We start from the raw sequence: 18,628 nt of genomic DNA, 5'->3' as shown, positions 1-18,628 counted from the left end.
AGAAGCGTGCCAGTTTATATGTTATTGATTTTCAATAATTCACCCGCTTTACATTGGTTATCTCTGCGCGTAAGGTGGTTTCATACACTAACATCTGGTGAAATTCATCATGAGTGAACATAACGAAAATCTGCTGGGCGAATCGAATAACTTTCTCGAAGTGCTGGAACAGGTTTCGCGTCTTGCCCCGCTAAATAAACCGGTACTGGTTATCGGTGAACGCGGTACCGGCAAGGAGTTGATCGCCAGCCGCCTGCATTACCTTTCTGACCGCTGGCAGGGGCCGTTTATCTCGCTCAATTGCGCCGCGCTTAACGAAAACCTGCTCGACTCTGAACTGTTCGGCCACGAAGCCGGCGCCTTTACCGGGGCGCAAAAACGCCATCTCGGACGCTTTGAACGTGCCGATGGCGGCACGCTGTTTCTTGACGAACTGGCGACGGCGCCGATGCTGGTACAGGAGAAATTACTGCGGGTAATTGAGTATGGTCAGCTGGAGCGTGTCGGCGGCAGCCAGCCGTTGCAGGTTAGCGTACGGCTGGTATGTGCAACAAATGATGATTTGCCCGCGCTGGCGCGCGAAGGAAAATTCCGCGCTGATCTGCTGGATCGGCTGGCATTTGATGTGGTGCAGCTGCCGCCGCTGCGAGAACGACGCAGCGATATCCTGGTAATGGCCGAGCATTTCGCCATTCAGATGTGTCGGGAGCTGGGTCTGCCGCTGTTTCCCGGCTTCTCCGACTGGGCGCAACAGGTACTGCTGGAGTATCACTGGCCGGGTAATGTGCGTGAACTGAAAAATGTGGTCGAGCGTTCGGTTTATCGTCACAACACTATTGAGCAACAGCTGGACACCATTATTATCGATCCGTTTCGCCGTTCAGCGGCTGTCGCCGTAGCAGAACTGAAGAGCGCCCCCTTCCCCGATCTGCCGCTGGATCTGCGTCAGTGGCAAAATCAGCAGGAGAAAGCGTTAGTTGAAAACAGTCTGCAACAGGCGCGCTTTAATCAACGTCGCGCCGCCGCGCTGCTTGGCGTCACCTATCATCAACTGCGCGCTATGCTAAAAAAACATGGAATACGGGTAACGGATGACAGCGAAGAATCACTTGGTTAACTTTGCAAGAGTGTTTCTATCATATGATTTCATAGCAAAAAAAAAGCCCGCGCAAGGCGGGCTGAAAAATACTGGAAGCAATGTGAGCAATGTCGTGCTCTTCTTCGGTAGAGCCACCGTCGAAGTGCAGATGAATAGTAATCATTCGCAATACCAGTTGTAAAGCACTTTGTTGAGAATTTTTCTCATTACCATAATAACGCCAGGCTTATTCACTCCCCGCTCCCCCGCCTGCTGTGGCCTTTTATGAATAAAATCGCCTGGAAAAGAGGCAGTTACCCAGGCAATCTTTGGGACAATGCAGATAGTGCGATACACTCTGCATATTGCCCGTGAACCTAACAAACCCGATGCCAAAATTATTCTCCACTCTGCTACTCGGACTTAGCGTGTTAAGCGCCTCTGCCTGGTCGGCAACGCCCGGCGATATTCGCCAGAGCGGCTTTGTCTATTGCGTCAGCGGCGTGATGAACACCTTTAACCCGCAGCTGGCCAGTAGCGGGCTGGCAGTAGATACGCTTGCAGCGCAGCTTTATGATCGGCTGCTGGATGTCGACCCGTATACCTATCGTCTTATTCCCGAGCTGGCCTCCAGTTGGGAAGTGCTGGATAACGGCGCGACTTACCGTTTCCATTTACGCCATAACGTTCCTTTTCAGAGCACCAGCTGGTTTAGCCCGACGCGGCCAATGAATGCCGATGATGTGGTATTTAGCTTTGCTCGCATGTTTGATCGCCAACACCCCTGGCATAATGTCAGCGGCGGCAGCTACCCCTACTTTGACAGCCTGCAGTTCGCCGATGCGGTACAGAGCGTTAAAAAGCTGGATAGCGATACGCTGGAAATCCGCCTTAATCGTCCGGACGCCTCTTTCCTCTGGCATATTGCCACTCACTATGCGCCGGTGCTGTCGGCTGAATACGCCAGCCAGCTGGACAAAATCAATCGTCAGGAGCTGATGGATCGCCAGCCGGTCGGTACCGGGCCATTTATGCTGAATGAGTATCGTGCCGGTCAGTATATTCGTCTGGCGCGCAACCCGGTGTACTGGAAAGGAATGCCACTTATGCCCCAGGTAGTGGTGGATATGGGAGCTGGCGGAATGGGTCGGTTGTCCAAATTATTAACCGGCGAGTGCGATGTGCTGGCTTACCCCGCCGCCAGTCAGTTGTCGATACTGCGTGACGACCCGCGTCTACGTCTGACGCTGCGCCCGGGAATGAATATCGCTTATATGGCGTTTAATACCCGCAAACCACCGCTGGATCGCCCTGAAGTGCGCCAGGCGCTGGCGCTGGCGATTAATAATGAGCGGCTGATGGAGTCGATTTATTACGGCACCGCCGAAACCGCCGCCTCAATTCTGCCTCGCGCCTCCTGGGCATATGATAATGACGCACGCGTCACGGAATATAATCCGCAAAAAGCGCGCGATGAACTGAAAAAACTGGGGGTGGCGGATCTGCATTTAAAACTGTGGGTACCGTCGTCGTCACAGTCGTGGAACCCGAGCCCGCTAAAAACTGCTGAATTAATTCAGGCAGATATGGCGCAGATTGGCGTTCGCGTGACCATTGTGCAGGTTGATGGCCGTTTTCAGGAAGCCCGTCTGATGGAGATGAACCACGATTTGACGCTCACCGGCTGGGCCACCGACAGTAACGATCCGGACAGTTTCTTCCGGCCGCTGCTGAGTTGTGCGGCGATTAACTCGCAGACCAATTTTGCTCACTGGTGTAATCCGGCCTTTGATGAAGTACTGCATAAGGCCTTGTTGTCACAGCAGCTGGCCTCGCGCATTGATCATTACGATGAAGCACAGCGCATACTGGCGCAAGAGCTGCCGGTATTACCGCTGGCTTCGTCACTGCGCCTGCAGGCCTATCGCCATGATATTCAGGGGCTGGTGCTGAGCCCGTTTGGTAACGCTTCCTTTGCCGGTGTGCATCGTGATAATAGCGAGGAACCAAAGCAATGATTATCTATACGCTACGGCGTCTGGTGCTGTTGATTACCACGCTGTTTATGCTGACGCTGGTAGGCTTTAGCCTGAGTTACTTTACGCCGAATGCCCCGTTGCAAGGGGCATCGTTGCTGGATGCCTGGTGGTTCTGGTTTAAAGGGATTCTGCAGCTCGATTTTGGCGTCTCCAGCATTAACGGCCAGTCGATTAATCAGCAGTTACGTGAAGTGTTTCCCGCCACCATGGAACTGTGCGTAATGGCCTTCAGTCTTGCGCTGCTGGTCGGTATTCCGCTGGGTATTATTGCCGGTGTGATGCGCAATAAATGGCAGGATAAGCTGATCAGCGCGCTGGCGCTGTTGGGTTTCTCGATGCCGGTATTCTGGCTGGCGCTGTTGCTGACCCTGTTCTTCTCGCTACACCTTGGCTGGCTGCCGGTTTCTGGCCGTTTTGATCTGCTGTATGAAGTAAAAAATGTCACCGGTTTCGCCCTGATCGACGCCTGGCTCAGCGACTCCCCCTGGCGTCATGAAATGCTGGCCAGCGCCATCACCCATATGATCCTGCCGGTGACCGCACTGGCGGTAGGGCCAACCACCGAAGTGATTCGTCTGCTGCGCATCAGCACCAGCGATGTGATCGACAAAAACTATATCAAGGCCGCCGCCACCCGCGGCTTATCACGCTTTACCGTTATTCGTCGCCACGTGCTGCACAATGCCCTGCCGCCGGTAATACCGCGCCTCGGCCTGCAATTCGCCACGATGCTGACCCTGGCGATGATTACCGAAGTGGTTTTTAGCTGGCCGGGCCTTGGCCGCTGGTTGATCAATGCCATCCACCAGCAGGATTACGCCGCCATTTCCGCCGGGGTAATGGTGGTGGGTGCGCTGGTGATTACCGTAAATGTCCTGTCCGATATTTTGGGCGCCATGACAAATCCGCTGAAGCATAAAGAGTGGTATGCTCTGCGATAGGTGATATCAGGATGGAAAAGCACAAATAAATTCAATAAGTTATGATTTTATTTGGCTATTTTACGCATCTAAACAAACGATTAGGTACAGATGGCGTTCAGTGCAACAATTTCCTCCAGGTAGATCATCCGGATTGAACAAAATTGAGCTCCGCCAGGCAAAGCCACCCGCGGGTGGCCCCGAGTTAACTGAACGGTGCGGGACATGAATCACGATAATACCGTTCTGAAGAACAGGTATTCCAGCAATAGCAGATCTGATACCCATACAGCTTTGAGAAGAAAATGCGAATTAGTGGACAGTATGCTGATCGCCGAAAGCCCCGCCAGTAATGCGACTATTTTTCCTGTTAGCGGCTGCCCCTCAGTAAAATGGGCTTCGGGAACGATTACAGTGGGCGAAGTTTCTGGATTCATGATAAACACTCATGGAATGTTGCTAATATGAAAATGCGTTTCTTGTCTGGTTTAGCAGAACTCACTGTTCCGGCGTCAACTCCAGATGTTTGGCGCTGACCTGCAGGCGGTACGGCAAAATAGAGAAACAAAGCCGGATAACCATAAAAAGAAACTGACGGTCTGCGTATAAAAGACATCTCACTCCCTCGTGGTTGAACAACCGTCATATCTCCTGCTACATCGGTAAAAGCCGGGATTAGCAGATGAAATCCACTCATGGCGTTGCTTCCCATCGGCGAAACAGAACACTGGCATTGACACCGCCAAAACCAAACCCGTTTGATAAGGCATGCGTTATGGCAGCAAAACGTGCCGTTAACGCGACAAAATTCAGGCCGTGGCCTGCCTCATCCGGGTTATGCAGATTCAGCGTGGGCGGGATAACCTGGTCACGCAGGGCAAGCACCGTAAATATGGCCTCAATGCCGCCCGCAGCACCCAGCAGATGACCGGTGGCGGATTTTGTCGAACTGATTGCCACGCTTGATTCATTACCAAACACAGACCGTATCGCCATCAGTTCTCCTCTGTCACCCACCTGGGTCGAGGTAGCATGGGCATTGATGTGCTGTATATCATCAGCATTTACCCCGGCCTGGCCTAAAGCCAACTCGATTGACCGTCGGGCACCGCTACCATCTTCCGGCCCGGCGGTCAGATGCCATGCATCGGCACTGGTGCCATATCCCACCAATTCTGCCAGTGGCGTCGCGCCACGCGCCAGCGCGTGCTCAAGGGATTCAATCACTAATAATCCGGCACCTTCCGCCATAACAAACCCGCCTCGATCACGATCAAAAGGTCTTGACGCTTCCCATGGCTGGTCTGCAAATCCGGTGGAAAGCGCACGTGCAGCGGCAAAGCACCCCAGCGTTACGCGATCAATGGCGGCTTCTGTACCGCCGCAAATGGCAATGTCTGCTTCGCCATTTCTGATTAACCGGGCCGCGTCTCCGATTGCCTGTACACCGGCTGCACAGGCCGTGATCGGTGCGCCGATCGGTCCCCTAAAGCCATGCTGAATCGAGACGTGACCTGCGGCCATATTGGCCAGAAATGAGGGAGCGGTAAAAGGCGACAGACGCCGGGGACCTCTCGCATCAGTGGTTCGAACCGCGTCCGCAATAGCACCGAATCCCCCCACTCCCGATGCGATAATTGTCGCCGTCCTTTGTCGCTCTTCTTCATTCGCCGGGTGCCAGCCCGCCTGCGTCAGCGCCTCCTGAGCCGCTATAAGGGCAAACTCGATAAAGCGATCCATTTTCTTGCGTTCTTTGGCAGGTATAAACCGCTCTGGCTCATATCCCGCCTCGGGGTCTGCTGAAAGTAAAGGCACCTGCCCTGCGACGGAAATACCGGTTCCTTCAGCGATTTCAGCAGAAAGGCTTCTGATGCCTGATCGTCCTTCCAGCAGCCTGCGCCAGACGATCTCGGTACCACATCCCAGAGGACTGATAATGCCGCAGCCGGTTACGACTATTCGCTTGTGACTTATGGGCGTCATAAATATATCCTCATCATTTCATCTATCGATCGTCGTGTGAGGGGGCCGTGGTGCAAGGGCCCCCTGCGGTCGGTATTACGTCGTATGTTTGTTTTCAGTGGACGCCTGTTGATCGGGACGTATTCTGAACCAGATGGCATACATTGCCGGCAGGAAGACCAGCGTGATAATGGTGCCGCCAAGCGTCCCGCCAATCAGGGTATAAGCCAGCGTTCCCCAGAATACCGAGTGCGTCAGGGGGATAAACGCCAGAATGGCGGCCATTGCCGTGAGCAACACCGGTCGGGATCGCTGCACCGTCGCCTCGACTACCGCATGGAATGGCGCCAGCCCTTCCTGCTGGTTATGATGGATCTGCCCTATCAGGATCAGAGTGTTACGCATCAGGATGCCCGACAGCGCGATCAACCCCACGAGTGCATTGATGCCAAAAGGCTGGTTAAACAGCAGCAGCGTTGGCACCACGCCAATCAGCCCCAGTGGTGCGGTGAGGAATACCATCACCATTGCCGACATCGACCGCACCTGCAGGATAATGATCAGTAGTGTCATGGCAATCATGATCGGGAACAGTGGGGCCATCGCCCTGGTGGCTTTTCCTGATTCTTCGATCGGGCCAGCCTGCTCAATGCGATATCCGGCCGGTAGTGTGGCGATGACGGGCTGTAACTGTTTCAGAATCGCCGTAGAAACATCCGGCGGTTGCAGGTTTTCGGCGATATCTCCGCGCACGGTAATCGTCGGGGTGCGATCACGGCGGCGCAGAAGAGGATCTTCCATATGCACACCGACATCCCCTATCTGTGATAAAGGAATACGCTGGCCGGAAGAACCCACTAAGGTAAAGCCGGCTATCTTTGCCGGATCGCGCCGGATATCTCCCGCCGCGCGCCCCATGACCTGCACCGAACGGATATCTTCACGCACAGAGGTGATCGGAACGCCTGAAAGCAGAAACTGAAGCTGCTGCGCGACCGCATTCGATGTCAACCCCACCGCCTGCAGCCGGTCCTGATTGAGCGTGAAATGCAGTGTCGGCACCCGCGGACCCCAGTCGGTGTTGACGGTCCTCATCAGCGGGCTGGCCTGCATCACCTTTTCTACCTTGTCTGCGATTTCGCGCAGTTTGGTGGGATCAGGCCCCATGACCCGGTAAGCGACCGGATAAGGTGAATACGGACCGAACACCAGTTGAGTCACGCGCACGCGCGCCTCAGGAGCCAGCCCGTCGGCGGCCGCTTCACGCAGTCGTAACTTGAGCGCCTCACGCGCTTCCTGACTGTCCGTCAGCACGACAATTTTCGCAAACGAGGGGTCAGGCAACTCGGGCGCCATGGCCAGATAAAAACGCGGCGAACCCTGTCCTATGTAGGACGTAACGATTTTTGCCTCTTTCTGTTTTTTCAGCCAGCTTTCGATTTTTGCCGTTGTGGCACTGGTCTGCTCAATGGCGGTGCCATAAGGCATCTGCACCTCTACCAGTACCTCCGGGCGGTCAGAGGTGGGAAAGAATTGCTTTTTTACCAGTCCCATACTGAGGATAGCGACGGTAAACACAGCGATAACGGTACCGGCCACCAGCCATTTTCGCGCGATGACGCGGCTCAGCACGCGGCGAAAGCGGTTGTAATGGCGCGTGTCATAGATGGCCGCGTGTCCGCCCGCAACCGTTTTGATCTCTGGCAGCATTTTCACGCCCAGATAAGGCGTAAAGACTACCGCCACCACCCAGGAAGCAATCAGGGCGATACCCACAATCCAGAACATATTGCTGGTGTATTCACCCGCGGTCGACTGTGCAAACCCATTGGGCATAAACCCGACGGCCGTGACCAGCGTGCCGGCAAGCATAGGCGCGGCCGTATGGCTCCAGGCATAGGCCGAAGCTTTGATGCGGTCGTAGCCCTCCTCCATCTTCACCACCATCATTTCGATGGCAATGATGGCATCATCCACCAGTAATCCCAGCGCCAGGATCAGGGAACCCAACGTAATGCGGTCAAAGTTTTTGCCGGAAGCCTCCATTATCACAAAAACCACAGCCAGCGTGAGCGGCACCGCAGCGGCCACCACCACCCCCACGCGCCAGCCCATACTGACAAAGCAGACCACCATCACCACGAGCAGCGCGACAAAGAATTTGATCATAAACTCGTCAACAGCCGAGCTGATGTTGACTGACTGATCGGTAACCTTCGTCAGCGTCATGCCCAGTGGCATGTCCTCATTGATTTTAGCTGTTTCCGCATCCAGCGCTTTACCCAGATCCAGACCGTTCCAGCCCTCACGCATTACGATACCCAGCAGCAGTGCCGGCTCGCCCTGGTTTCTGACCATAAAGGTCGCCGGATCTTCGTAGCCCCGTTCAACGCTTGCCACGTCCGAAAGCTGCAGCGTCCTGCCCTGAACGACGATGGGGGTTTTGCGGATTTTCTCCAGTTTGTCAAAGGCGCCATCCAGACGGATAAAGACCTGCGGTCCGCTGGTATCAATCGAACCGGCTGGCGTCAGTACGTTCTGACTGTTCAGGGCGGCGAAAATATCCTGAGGAGAAATGCCCAGCGTAGCCAGGCGGTCATGCGAGAAGGAGACAAAGATGCGCTCGGCCTGCTCGCCAATAATATTGACCTTCTTGACCCCCGGCACATGCAGAAGCCGCTGGCGCAACGATTCCGCGTCCCGGACCAGCAGCCGCTGCGGCTCCCCTTTCGCCTTCAGCGCAAAGAGTGCAAAGGTCACGTCGGAGAATTCATCATTGGCCATCGGCCCGATGACGCCTGCCGGCAGGTTTTTTGCTTCATCACCGAGCTTCTTGCGCGCCTGATAAAATTCTTCCTGAACCTGTGAAGGCGGCGTGCGGTCCTGCAGTGACAGCATGGTAAACGCCAGCCCCGGACGCGTATAAGTCTCACTACGGTCATACCACTTGAGTTCCTGCATGCGCTTTTCAAGCGGTTCGGCAACCTGATCCTGCATCTCCTGCGCGGTCGCGCCAGGCCAGGCAGAAACAATCGTCATCTGCTTGACGGTAAAGGGCGGATCTTCCGCCCGGCCCAGTTCGAAGAACGAGAGAATACCGGCAACCGTAATCAGGATGATCAGGAAGAGTGTGATAGAACGTTCGCGGACGGCGAGCGCCGAAAGATTGAACCTACCCTCGCTCATGGCCGGCTCCCGGCGACACTGGCATCGCGCTGTTCAGCTATTCGGACAGCCTCACCGTCATGCAGCAAATGCGCACCCAGGGAAACCACCTGTTCACCCGGCTTGAGGCTACTGGTCACCCTTGCAACATCGTCACCCAATCCAAGTATCTGAACGGGCCGCCATGACACTGTGGCTGGCTTCCCTGCAATGCCCCAGACACCCGGCCCTTTACCCGGATCGTAGATTGCAGCTAAAGGCACCTGCAGCAACTGGCGGCTTAGTTTATCTTCTGCAATATGCAGCGTAACGGTGGACCCGAGCGGTGCGCTCGCCAGCGCCCCCTCAAGTACATACCTCGCCTCGAAGGTGCGCGTCAGCGGGTCCGCCGCATCGGAAAGGAGGCGCAGTTTCGCCGGAACTGACTGTTTTTCTGTGCCGTACAGCGTTGCCCGCGCCTCGCTTCCGACAACGGGCCGTAGCGTCTCGGGTAACTGCACGATGGCCTCACGCTGCCCTGCCCTGGCCAACCTGACCACCGGCTGCCCTGCACTGACCACCTGGCCAGGTTCTGCCAGCGTATCCATTACCACGCCGTCGGCATCGGCCAGCAGTACGGCATAACCCGTCGCGTTTTGCGCCACATTTGCCTGCGCCTGGGCAGCACTGAGTTCTGCTTTAGCCGTGTCAGCTGCAGCCTTGATCTGATCGTAAGCCGATGCAGATACGGCGCCTGCGGCGACCAGACCGCGATAACGAGCCTCATCATCAGTTGTCTGTCTGGCGCGAGCCCGTGCAGCCGCGACTGCCTGTTGCTGAGCTTGCGCCTGCAGGCTCAGGTCAATGGGATCCAGACGCATCAATGGCTGACCGAGTTTAACGCTCTGACCAGTGTCCACCAGACGTTCAAGGATTTTGCCTTGCACTCTAAAACCGAGATCACTTTGAATTCGTGCGACAACAACGCCGGTGAATGCGCGCGAGGCATCGGCAGCACTCAATACGGTGGCAGTTCTTACCAGTGGAGGTTGACTACGCGGATCGTCTACGCCAGAAGGGTCACCGCAGGCCACCAGGGCGAGCGGCAACAGGCAAACAGCAAAGGTGGCAGGTTTAAGCCTGAGCATGGGTTCCCTTATTCATTTAATAGGACAGTAACCGCATTCTCAGACTAGTGACCAATAATGTCAATAGTCACAAACTCAGGGAGACAAACTTCTCAGGATCAGTGATGACAGTAGTGCGGCGGCTGACGATGCCGTCTCCAGATTGTATTGCAGTTGAACAGGGCTGATATAAGGCCGCATAACCAGATATATCGCATGCACAGCCTCATCCAGCGGCGTTTTACGTTCAAATTCCCCCGTCTTCCGCCCCTCAAGAAGGATTTGCTCAAGCAGTTGCCGCAGGCGTTCTTCATGCATCACCGCAGAGGGCCACTTATCACGCGCAGCAACCGCCGCAATGTCGTAAAGCTTGCGATCGTGAAAAAACAAATCGCTGCCGGCTTCAGTCAGTGCGCGGAATAAACGCCTCAATTTTTCAGAGGCCGTCGGCGCATCAGCGATCGCTGAATTGACAATCGCCATGACCATCGCCAGCCGGTTGGTGCAGATCACCTCGCCAATCGCCTGCTTGGAATCGAAAAATTTATAGATATAAGCCTTTGAAAAACCGATTGCTTTTGCCAGATCGGACACGGTGGTTTTCTCGTAGCCAAAGTGGCTGAAATGCTCGGTAGCGGCTTCTACGACCTGATCACGGACACTATGGTCCGATGGCCCCCGCGGGGGATGTACATTTATGTGTGTAGTCATTTTCCCAGCTTAGCTCAATGAGCCCTGATTGACAACGAGTGACCATTTAGTAATATAGTCACACTCCCAAATTGACTCAAGGAATATCAATGTTCCCCCTACGTATTCTTGCACTGGTGGTGAGCGCCGGCCTGCTGTCGGGTTGCACCGTCGGGCCAGATTATCATCGCCCGGATGCGCCCCTTGCGGAGCGGTATCAGGCTCAGACTGCCGTCCAGCAGAGAAGCACATCCCGACCAGCCAGTTTTGCCGTCTGGTGGGAAGGCTTTGACGATCCCCTGTTGAGTAAGTTCGTTTCAGACGCGCTCGCGCAGAATCTCGATCTTGCTCAGGCAACCGCCCGGATGGCGCAGGCCCGCGCCGGACTTGGTGCGGCGACAGCCGCGCTGTTGCCCTCGGGTAACATCAGCGGACAAGCCGCACGCGCATATCAGTCAGTCGAAACCCCGCTTGGTCAGGTGCTCAACTCGACGCCGGATTATAATCGCTACGGCAATGCCTATGAAACCGATCTGAACGCAAGTTGGGAGATTGACGTTTTCGGTGGACTGCGACGCGGTCGCCAGGCTGCACTGGCTGACTATCAGGCTTCTGAGGCGGGTGTCGCCGCGACCCGCCTTGCCGTCGCCAGCCAAACGGCCGATAGCTATATCACCCTGCGCGGATTACAAGCCCGGCTGGCAATCGCTGACAAACAGGTCAGTACGCAGCAGGAGTTGCTGGATAAAGTACAACTCCTCCACAGTAAAGGGCTGGCGCCCGAGTATCAGCTCCGTCAGACAGAAGGAGCCCTGGCGCAGGTTCAGGCAACCGTGCCGGTTCTCCGGACAGGGATTGATGCCGCCATAAATGCATTAGACGTCATGCTCGGTACGCCCCCCGGTACCCATCGCGCTCAGTTAGCTTCCCCGGGCGCCATTCCGCAGGCTCCGCAGATAGCCTCAACAGGCACACCTGCCGACCTGCTGCGCCGCAGGCCCGATATTATCGTGGCAGAACGCCGCCTCGCCGCGTCCAGCGCACGCATCGGCGTAGCCGTCAGCGAGTATTATCCGAAGTTTTCACTCAGTGCATTGCTCGGCAGCGCAACGGCCGTTTCAAGCGGCAACCTGTTCTCCGGCGATGCCAGCCAGTCGGCAGCCGTGCTGGGACTACGCTGGCGTCTGTTCGATTTTGGCCGTATCAATGCCCGGATAGATCAGGCTAAAGGCCAGGAGGCGGAAGCGCTCGCCGCTTACCGTCTGTCAGTGTTACACGCCACTGAAGACGTTGAAAACGCGTTCTCCGCCCTGGTCAATCGTGAATCACAGACCGCAGCGCTCACCAGGGGCGAAACCGCCCTGGCCAGCGCCCGCCAGTCGTCTTTCATCGCCTTCCAGCAAGGAACCGCCAGCCTGATTGACGTCCTGCACAACGATGAAACCCTATTGCAGGCTTCCGACGCCAGAGCGCAGGCGCAGACCGAATCTGCACGCACAGCTGTAGCTACGTTCCGGGCGCTCGGAGGCGGCTGGCAGCCGCCAGAAACCGCCACCCGGACGCCATAGGGCGCAGAGAATCTTCACGTAACTGAGGGCAAACAGCGCCACAGACGTGGCTACCCTTTACCGTGAATAACACCGCAGGGCCGTACTGATAACCGGGGGACGGATGAAAAGGATAGGTATTCTGGGCGATGATATGTTAACCGAAAAACTGGTCAGCGGATTGTTTCAGGCGGTACCGGACGCACAGGTGTTTCTCTCCCCCGGGAACAGCGAGCGGGCTCAAAGACTGGCGAGAGAATATCCCTGCTGGACCCTGGATAATCACCAGGCGGATTTGGTGAAGAGTTCGCGCGTCAATATGCCGCACAGGGAAAATCACTTATTCTGCTAGCCCGGCGGCTCAATAAGCTTGAGTTGCTGGCAGATGAATTACGCACGCGTTTTAAGATTGATGTATGGCTTCAGTAAGGGCGAATTTCGCTTATTCAGTGCCAGCAAATATTTTGCTTCGTCGTAGCGGATTATGGTCTTCCAGCAACAGTAACCTATTCTGACCCACTTGAATGCCAGTGCCCGGACCGCGGATTGTATCGGCGCGATGCCCGATTCCATCAAACACCCGGAGCCAGTAGACCAGGGTTGTCACGCTCATAATCCCCCCTTTCGCCTCCTCTCCAGCACTACCTGGCGCTGCGGATCGTAACCTTTTGTAATCCATGTGCGAAATTGCTGCCTGCGTTCCCTTGCTTGTAACAGTGATATAGAAGGATAATCGCCTATGCTGAGTGGTACGGGCTTATCTCGCCAGCGGTCACCATGACGCCGCCAGTGAGTGAAAGCCTGACGTTTAATCCATGCGAATCAGAAACGAGCGCGATTTTATCGCGACGTTTGCCGGGCGCCTGTCTGAGTTTGGTATCGATAAGCCGTGTGTACACTCCTTTTTCGGATACGCAGAAATGGACACAAAATCTGTCAATCAGAGCTATTCTCTCGCAACCAGCATAAAGCATGATAAAGCGACGATTAAACGTAAGGCGTTGATATGAAGAAAATATTTAAACTAAAATCAAACATCCTAAATGGCTATCAAGTGATAATCTATGCCCTCCGATAATATTTACGCCGAGAAACGCCTGCCAAGCCCTTTCCGGCATACCTGGGGCCTGTTTTATCGCGATACGACCGCGATGATCGGCTTTTATGGTTTTATCGCCCTGCTACTGCTGTGCCTGTTGGGCGGCGTGCTGGCGCCTTACGGTCTCGATCAACAGTTCCTCGGTTATCAGTTACTGCCGCCCTCCTGGTCGCGTTATGGCGATGTCTCCTTCTTTCTCGGCACCGACGATTTAGGCCGCGATGTATTAAGCCGCTTACTGAGCGGCGCCGCGCCGACTGTCGGTTCAGCGATGCTGGTTACCGTCCTTGCCGCTGTTTGCGCCATGGTGATCGGTGTGCTGGCGGGTCTGACTCACGGCCTGCGCTCGGCGATATTGAACCATATTCTTGATACGCTGCTGTCGATTCCTTCGCTGCTGCTGGCGATCGTGGTGGTGGCGTTTCTCGGACCTCGCCTCGAACACGCATTACTGGCCGTATGGCTGGCGATACTGCCACGTCTGGTGCGCGCCATTTACAGCGCGGTCCATGATGAACTGGAGAAGGATTATGTGATCGCCGCACGGCTTGATGGCGCCAGTAGCTTTAATATCCTCTGGCACACCATTTTACCGAATATTTTATCGATTCTGGTGACGGAGTTTACCCGCGCAATGTCAATGGCGATTCTTGATGTTGCGGCACTGGGTTTTCTCGACCTCGGCGCACAGCTGCCCTCGCCGGAATGGGGAACGATGCTGGGTGATGCGCTGGAGCTGATTTATGTTGCCCCCTGGACAGTGATGCTGCCTGGAGCGGCGATTATGATAAGCGTACTGATTGTTAACCTGCTGGGCGACGGCGTCCGCCGCGCCATTGAAGCGGGGGTGGAATAATGCCATTACTCGATATTCGCAATCTGACGATTGAATTTATGACCGCCGACGGGCCGGTAAAAGCGGTTGATCGCGTCAGCATGACGCTAAACGAGGGTGAAGTACGCGGCCTGGTGGGCGAATCCGGATCCGGTAAAAGTCTGATAGCGAAAGCGATTTGCGGCGTAACCAAAGATAACTGGCGGGTCACCGCCGACCGTATGCGCTTTGACGATATCGATCTGCTGCACCTGTCGCCACGCGAACGCCGCCGCCTCGTCGGCCATAACGTGTCGATGATCTTCCAGGAACCGCAATCCTGTCTTGATCCGTCAGAGAGTATTGGTCGCCAGATTATGCAGGCGATCCCCGGCTGGACCTATAAAGGCCGCTGGTATCAGCGCTTCCGCTGGCGTCATCGCCGTGCCATCGAACTGCTGCATCGCGTCGGGATCAAAGATCACCGCGATATTATGCGCAGCTTTCCCTATGAACTGACCGACGGCGAATGCCAGAAAGTGATGATTGCCATTGCGCTGGCAAACCAGCCACGTCTGCTGATTGCCGATGAGCCGACCAACGCCATGGAGCCCACCACCCAGGCGCAAATTTTCCGTCTGCTGACGCGTCTTAATCAGAACAATAACACCACCATTCTGTTGATCAGCCATGACCTGCAGATGATGAGCCACTGGGCCGACCGGATTAATGTGATGTACTGCGGTCAGACGGTGGAAAGCGCGCAAAGTGAAGAGCTGATCTCCGCGCCGCATCATCCGTACACTCAGGCGCTGATCCGCGCCATGCCGGACTTTGGCCGGGCGCTGCCGCATAAAAGCCGGCTGAATACCCTGCCGGGGGCGATTCCGTCACTGGAACATTTACCGATAGGCTGCCGCCTCGGACCGCGTTGTCCGTATGCCCAGAAAAAATGCATTGATACGCCGCGTCTGAGCGGCAACCGATCGCATCTGTTTGCCTGTCACTTCCCACTGAATATGGAGGGTCAGTGATGGTTGAAACGCTACTTGAAGTGCGTAATCTCAGCAAAACTTACCGCTATCGTACCGGGCTATTTCGTCGTCAGCATGTGGAAGCGGTAAAAACCATCAGTTTTACCCTGCGGGAAAAACAGACCCTGGCGATTATCGGCGAAAACGGCTCGGGTAAATCCACGCTGGCCAAAATGCTGAGCGGGATGATCGCGCCCAGCGAAGGCGAAATTCTGATCGATGATCACCCGCTGGAATATGGCGATTACGGCTATCGCAGCCAGCGCATTCGCATGATTTTTCAGGATCCGTCAACCTCGCTGAACCCCCGCCAGCGTATCAGCCAGATCCTCGAATTACCGCTGCGGCTGAATAGCGAGCTTGATGCCGCCGGGCGCGAAAAGCGTATTATCGCCACCCTGCGCCAGGTCGGTTTGCTGCGCGACCATGCGGCCTATTATCCGCATATGCTGGCCCCCGGACAAAAACAGCGTATTGGCCTTGCCCGCGCCCTGATCCTGCAACCAAAGGTGATTATCGCCGATGAAGCGCTGGCTTCGCTGGATATGTCGATGCGCTCACAGCTGATTAACCTGATGCTTGAATTGCAGGATAAACACGGTATCTCTTATATTTACGTCACCCAGCATCTGGGCATGATGAAACATATCAGCGACCAGTTGCTGGTAATGCATCAGGGTGAAGTGGTGGAACGCGGTAGTACTGCCGATGTGCTCGCCAGCCCGCTGCATGATTTAACCAAACGCCTGATCACCAGCCATTTTGGTGAAGCATTAACTGCCGATGCCTGGCGACGAGACCTTTGATTTAGCTGCAGTTAATAAATCTGCTGCGCAACGGGATGCATCAATGCGTCCCCGGCGGGTTTGCAACATGTCGGCTTACGCCGTGAAAAGACTCGTGCTAGAATGCCGGGTCGATTAACGTCGGTCGCTTATTTATTGTCCAGCGCGGCCGCCAACAACAATGACCATAAGGATTACAGCTATGGGTTTTCTTTCCGGTAAGCGCATTCTGGTTACTGGCGTTGCCAGTAAACTCTCTATCGCATACGGTATTGCGCACGCGATGCACAAACAGGGCGCTGAACTGGCTTTCACCTACCAAAACGACAAACTGAAAGGTCGTGTGGAGGAGTTTGCTAAAGAGCTGGGCTCTGACATCGTTCTGCCTTGTGACGTTGCTGAAGATGAGAGCATCAAAGCGCTGTTTACTGAACTGGCAAAAACCTGGCCAAAATTTGATGGATTTGTTCACTCCATCGGCTTCGCACCGGCTGACCAGCTGGATGGCGATTATGTGAATGCGGTGACCCGCGAAGGCTTTAAAATCGCCCACGATATCAGCGCCTATAGCTTTGTTGCCATGGCGAAAGAGTGCCGCGCGCTGCTGAACCCGAACGCTGCGCTGCTGACGCTCTCTTATCTGGGCGCTGAGCGTGCGATCCCTAACTACAACGTAATGGGTCTGGCGAAAGCCTCACTGGAAGCTAACGTGCGCTACATGGCTAACGCCATGGGCCCGGACAGCGTCCGTGTGAACGCCATTTCTGCCGGTCCAATCCGTACTCTGGCGGCATCAGGCATCAAAGATTTCCGTAAAATGCTGGCGCATTGCGAAGCGGTTACCCCAATTCGCCGTACCGTGACCACTGAGGATGTCGGCAACTCTGCTGCCTTCCTGTGTTCCGATCTCGCTGCCGGCGTTACCGGTGAAGTTCTGCACGTCGATGGCGGTTTCAGTATCGCCGCGATGAACGAGCTGGAACTGAAATAACTCTGCCGGGCGAGGCCTGCCTCGCCCTTCTCCGCGCGTTACCCCCACGACTTATTCAGTTATGCCCTGAATCACTCCCGCCAACCTGAAGTATCACCGGTATATACCTTCCCGCTATTAATTATCACTTAACATTCTTTGGTTCATTGGTCCTGTTAGGTCAGGATAACTGTGCCATTCAGGCCCGGCGTATCCCTTTCTTCCCCTTTTCATCGTCGAACGTCCGGGTCAGTTAACTTGAAAAAGGAATGACCATGGAACAACGCCGTTATCCCGGCAACAATCACTGGTACCACGAAACACAATCCAGTGTTTATGCTGAGCAGGAGTCGCCGCTGGTTCCCGAAGCTGCAGAGCTGGAAGACCGTTTTCTGCTCGGTCTGATGCAACAGACGACAGGGCCGTTGCTGCCGACGCTACAATCTCAACGCTCTGCTTTGCAGGCGTCGCGCGACCTCAGCAAAATTCTGTTGCCCGATACGCTGCATACTTCGCTGACCCATACACTGACGCTTTACGATCGCCTGTGTACCGCTCTGACGGTGGCGCAGGTAACCGGTATCCAGCGCCTGTGCAACCATTATGCGGCGCGGCTGACCCCCCTACCGGGGCCAGACTCGTCACGGGAAAGCAATAACCGTCTGACGCAAATCACCCAATATTCGCGCCAGCTGGCCAGCCAGCCGACGCTGATCGATAGCGCAGCCCTGCGACGGCTGGAAGAGGTTGGTCTGACCGAACCCGATATTATTACCTTCAGCCAGCTAATTGGCTTTATCAGTTACCAGGCGCGCGTCGTCGCCGGAATTCAGGCCCTGATGGCGCTGCCAGTACGCTGGATACCGGGCATCAGCACGCCGGCGGATGCCGATGCGGCGCGTTTTGCGGTGCAGCCACAGTGGCAGCCGCAACTGCCGCCGGTGGAGTTGCGCTATGCCAGTGCAGAACAGCTGGAAGCCCTCACCTTCTGCCAGACGCAGCAGGCGTTGCAACAAAGCGCCTGGCTGTTTGCCCACGATGCGCAGGCGCTGTACGGCTGGACTCAACTGCTGACCATGCTGGAAGATCAGCAAACCGGGCAGGACCTGCTGGGCGCCGCGGTCAGCGCCCGGATTAACGGCAGCGCCAGCTGTTTTTATCTTTATCAGGGTGAGTGGCGTGAGCCCTTGATTCAGGGCATCGACGACGCGCTGAACGCCAGTAAAACACAGCCACTGGCGCACGCGGTGATCCAGGCTGCGGCGCAGCTGACCCGCTCGCCGGAGCGTTTTAGCGCCGCCCATCTGCAACCCCTGGTTGAAGCAGGCGTATCGCAACCGGCGTTGTTCAGACTGATTCTGCATGTGGCATTTGCCAACTGGAATAACCGCCTGATGCAAACGCTTGGCGGCTAAACCG

14 protein-coding genes and 1 pseudogene are annotated in these 18,628 nt (G+C 55.6%); 9 read left to right on the top strand and 6 right to left on the bottom strand.

Annotated elements, in window-relative coordinates; translation table 11 throughout:
* The first annotated feature begins 109 nt into the window (after positions 1-109).
* From pspF to sapB, 3 genes are all read left to right on the top strand, one after another.
* Positions 110-1,117, top strand: coding sequence for a phage shock protein operon transcriptional activator (gene pspF / locus JWF83_RS25200; protein ID WP_413653237.1), 1,008 nt, complete (start codon positions 110-112; stop codon positions 1,115-1,117).
* Positions 1,118-1,467: 350 nt separating this feature from the next.
* Positions 1,468-3,096: an ABC transporter substrate-binding protein SapA gene (gene sapA, locus JWF83_RS25195; RefSeq protein WP_413653236.1), complete on the top strand. Its 1,629-nt coding sequence runs from the start codon at positions 1,468-1,470 to the stop codon at positions 3,094-3,096.
* Complete coding sequence (sapB, locus tag JWF83_RS25190) at positions 3,093-4,058, top strand: putrescine export ABC transporter permease SapB (protein ID WP_413653235.1); 966 nt, start codon at positions 3,093-3,095, stop codon at positions 4,056-4,058. Before sapA ends, sapB begins: the two co-directional genes overlap by 4 nt.
* A 209-nt stretch (positions 4,059-4,267) precedes the next feature.
* Here the strand turns inward: sapB and JWF83_RS25185 are convergent, their stop codons facing one another.
* From JWF83_RS25185 to JWF83_RS25165, 5 genes are all read right to left on the bottom strand, one after another.
* Positions 4,268-4,474, bottom strand: coding sequence for a hypothetical protein (locus JWF83_RS25185; RefSeq protein ID WP_413653234.1), 207 nt, complete (start codon positions 4,472-4,474; stop codon positions 4,268-4,270).
* A gap of 256 nt (positions 4,475-4,730) precedes the next feature.
* Positions 4,731-6,020, bottom strand: coding sequence for a beta-ketoacyl-ACP synthase II (gene fabF / locus JWF83_RS25180; RefSeq protein ID WP_413653233.1), 1,290 nt, complete (start codon positions 6,018-6,020; stop codon positions 4,731-4,733).
* Between the two features lie 75 nt (positions 6,021-6,095).
* On the bottom strand, positions 6,096-9,185 hold the full coding sequence (locus tag JWF83_RS25175) for an efflux RND transporter permease subunit (protein ID WP_413653232.1): 3,090 nt from the start codon (positions 9,183-9,185) through the stop codon (positions 6,096-6,098).
* Positions 9,182-10,291 carry an efflux RND transporter periplasmic adaptor subunit gene (locus JWF83_RS25170; protein WP_413653231.1) on the bottom strand — a complete coding sequence of 370 codons (1,110 nt, stop codon included), beginning with the start codon at positions 10,289-10,291 and terminating at the stop codon, positions 9,182-9,184. The genes JWF83_RS25175 and JWF83_RS25170 overlap by 4 nt, the downstream gene beginning before the upstream one ends.
* A gap of 75 nt (positions 10,292-10,366) precedes the next feature.
* On the bottom strand, positions 10,367-10,981 hold the full coding sequence (locus JWF83_RS25165) for a TetR/AcrR family transcriptional regulator (protein ID WP_413653230.1): 615 nt from the start codon (positions 10,979-10,981) through the stop codon (positions 10,367-10,369).
* A gap of 89 nt (positions 10,982-11,070) precedes the next feature.
* On the opposite strand from JWF83_RS25165, the gene JWF83_RS25160 reads away from it, so the two are divergent.
* Complete coding sequence (locus JWF83_RS25160; RefSeq protein ID WP_413653229.1) at positions 11,071-12,528, top strand: efflux transporter outer membrane subunit; 1,458 nt, start codon at positions 11,071-11,073, stop codon at positions 12,526-12,528.
* Positions 12,529-13,128: 600 nt separating this feature from the next.
* Here the strand turns inward: JWF83_RS25160 and JWF83_RS25155 are convergent.
* Positions 13,129-13,481: pseudogene (locus tag JWF83_RS25155) on the bottom strand (Arm DNA-binding domain-containing protein); the annotation flags it as partial.
* Positions 13,482-13,571: 90 nt separating this feature from the next.
* Here JWF83_RS25155 and sapC point away from each other — a divergent pair.
* The 5 genes from sapC (at position 13,572) to JWF83_RS25130 (ending at position 18,624) form a co-directional block, all read left to right on the top strand.
* Positions 13,572-14,462 carry a putrescine export ABC transporter permease SapC gene (gene sapC / locus JWF83_RS25150; protein WP_413653228.1) on the top strand — a complete coding sequence of 297 codons (891 nt, stop codon included), beginning with the start codon at positions 13,572-13,574 and terminating at the stop codon, positions 14,460-14,462.
* On the top strand, positions 14,462-15,454 hold the full coding sequence (sapD, locus tag JWF83_RS25145; RefSeq protein ID WP_413653227.1) for a putrescine export ABC transporter ATP-binding protein SapD: 993 nt from the start codon (positions 14,462-14,464) through the stop codon (positions 15,452-15,454). The genes sapC and sapD overlap by 1 nt, the downstream gene beginning before the upstream one ends.
* Positions 15,454-16,260 carry a putrescine export ABC transporter ATP-binding protein SapF gene (gene sapF / locus JWF83_RS25140; protein WP_413653226.1) on the top strand — a complete coding sequence of 269 codons (807 nt, stop codon included), beginning with the start codon at positions 15,454-15,456 and terminating at the stop codon, positions 16,258-16,260. The genes sapD and sapF overlap by 1 nt, the downstream gene beginning before the upstream one ends.
* Before the next feature lie 181 nt (positions 16,261-16,441).
* A complete protein-coding gene (gene fabI, locus JWF83_RS25135) occupies positions 16,442-17,230 on the top strand; it encodes an enoyl-ACP reductase FabI (RefSeq protein ID WP_413653225.1) in 789 nt (262 codons plus the stop codon).
* 254 nt (positions 17,231-17,484) lie between these two features.
* Positions 17,485-18,624, top strand: coding sequence for a CMD domain-containing protein (locus tag JWF83_RS25130; protein ID WP_413653224.1), 1,140 nt, complete (start codon positions 17,485-17,487; stop codon positions 18,622-18,624).
* The last annotated feature ends 4 nt before the right edge of the window (positions 18,625-18,628 follow it).

It is taken from the genome of Pantoea sp. B65 (assembly GCF_047308185.1).
Classification (GTDB): domain Bacteria; phylum Pseudomonadota; class Gammaproteobacteria; order Enterobacterales; family Enterobacteriaceae; genus Erwinia.
The sequence above is the reverse complement of the archived record's forward strand: the minus strand, read 5'-3'. Positions and strand labels throughout refer to the sequence as shown.

Coding starts and splice junctions, on each gene's coding strand:
- pspF (WP_413653237.1), top strand. CDS start 110: ATGAGTGAACATAACGAAAATCTGCTGGGCGAATCGAATAACTTTCTC.
- sapA (WP_413653236.1), top strand. CDS start 1,468: ATGCCAAAATTATTCTCCACTCTGCTACTCGGACTTAGCGTGTTAAGC.
- sapB (WP_413653235.1), top strand. CDS start 3,093: ATGATTATCTATACGCTACGGCGTCTGGTGCTGTTGATTACCACGCTG.
- JWF83_RS25185 (WP_413653234.1), bottom strand. CDS start 4,474: ATGAATCCAGAAACTTCGCCCACTGTAATCGTTCCCGAAGCCCATTTT.
- fabF (WP_413653233.1), bottom strand. CDS start 6,020: ATGACGCCCATAAGTCACAAGCGAATAGTCGTAACCGGCTGCGGCATT.
- JWF83_RS25175 (WP_413653232.1), bottom strand. CDS start 9,185: ATGAGCGAGGGTAGGTTCAATCTTTCGGCGCTCGCCGTCCGCGAACGT.
- JWF83_RS25170 (WP_413653231.1), bottom strand. CDS start 10,291: ATGCTCAGGCTTAAACCTGCCACCTTTGCTGTTTGCCTGTTGCCGCTC.
- JWF83_RS25165 (WP_413653230.1), bottom strand. CDS start 10,981: ATGACTACACACATAAATGTACATCCCCCGCGGGGGCCATCGGACCAT.
- JWF83_RS25160 (WP_413653229.1), top strand. CDS start 11,071: ATGTTCCCCCTACGTATTCTTGCACTGGTGGTGAGCGCCGGCCTGCTG.
- sapC (WP_413653228.1), top strand. CDS start 13,572: ATGCCCTCCGATAATATTTACGCCGAGAAACGCCTGCCAAGCCCTTTC.
- sapD (WP_413653227.1), top strand. CDS start 14,462: ATGCCATTACTCGATATTCGCAATCTGACGATTGAATTTATGACCGCC.
- sapF (WP_413653226.1), top strand. CDS start 15,454: ATGGTTGAAACGCTACTTGAAGTGCGTAATCTCAGCAAAACTTACCGC.
- fabI (WP_413653225.1), top strand. CDS start 16,442: ATGGGTTTTCTTTCCGGTAAGCGCATTCTGGTTACTGGCGTTGCCAGT.
- JWF83_RS25130 (WP_413653224.1), top strand. CDS start 17,485: ATGGAACAACGCCGTTATCCCGGCAACAATCACTGGTACCACGAAACA.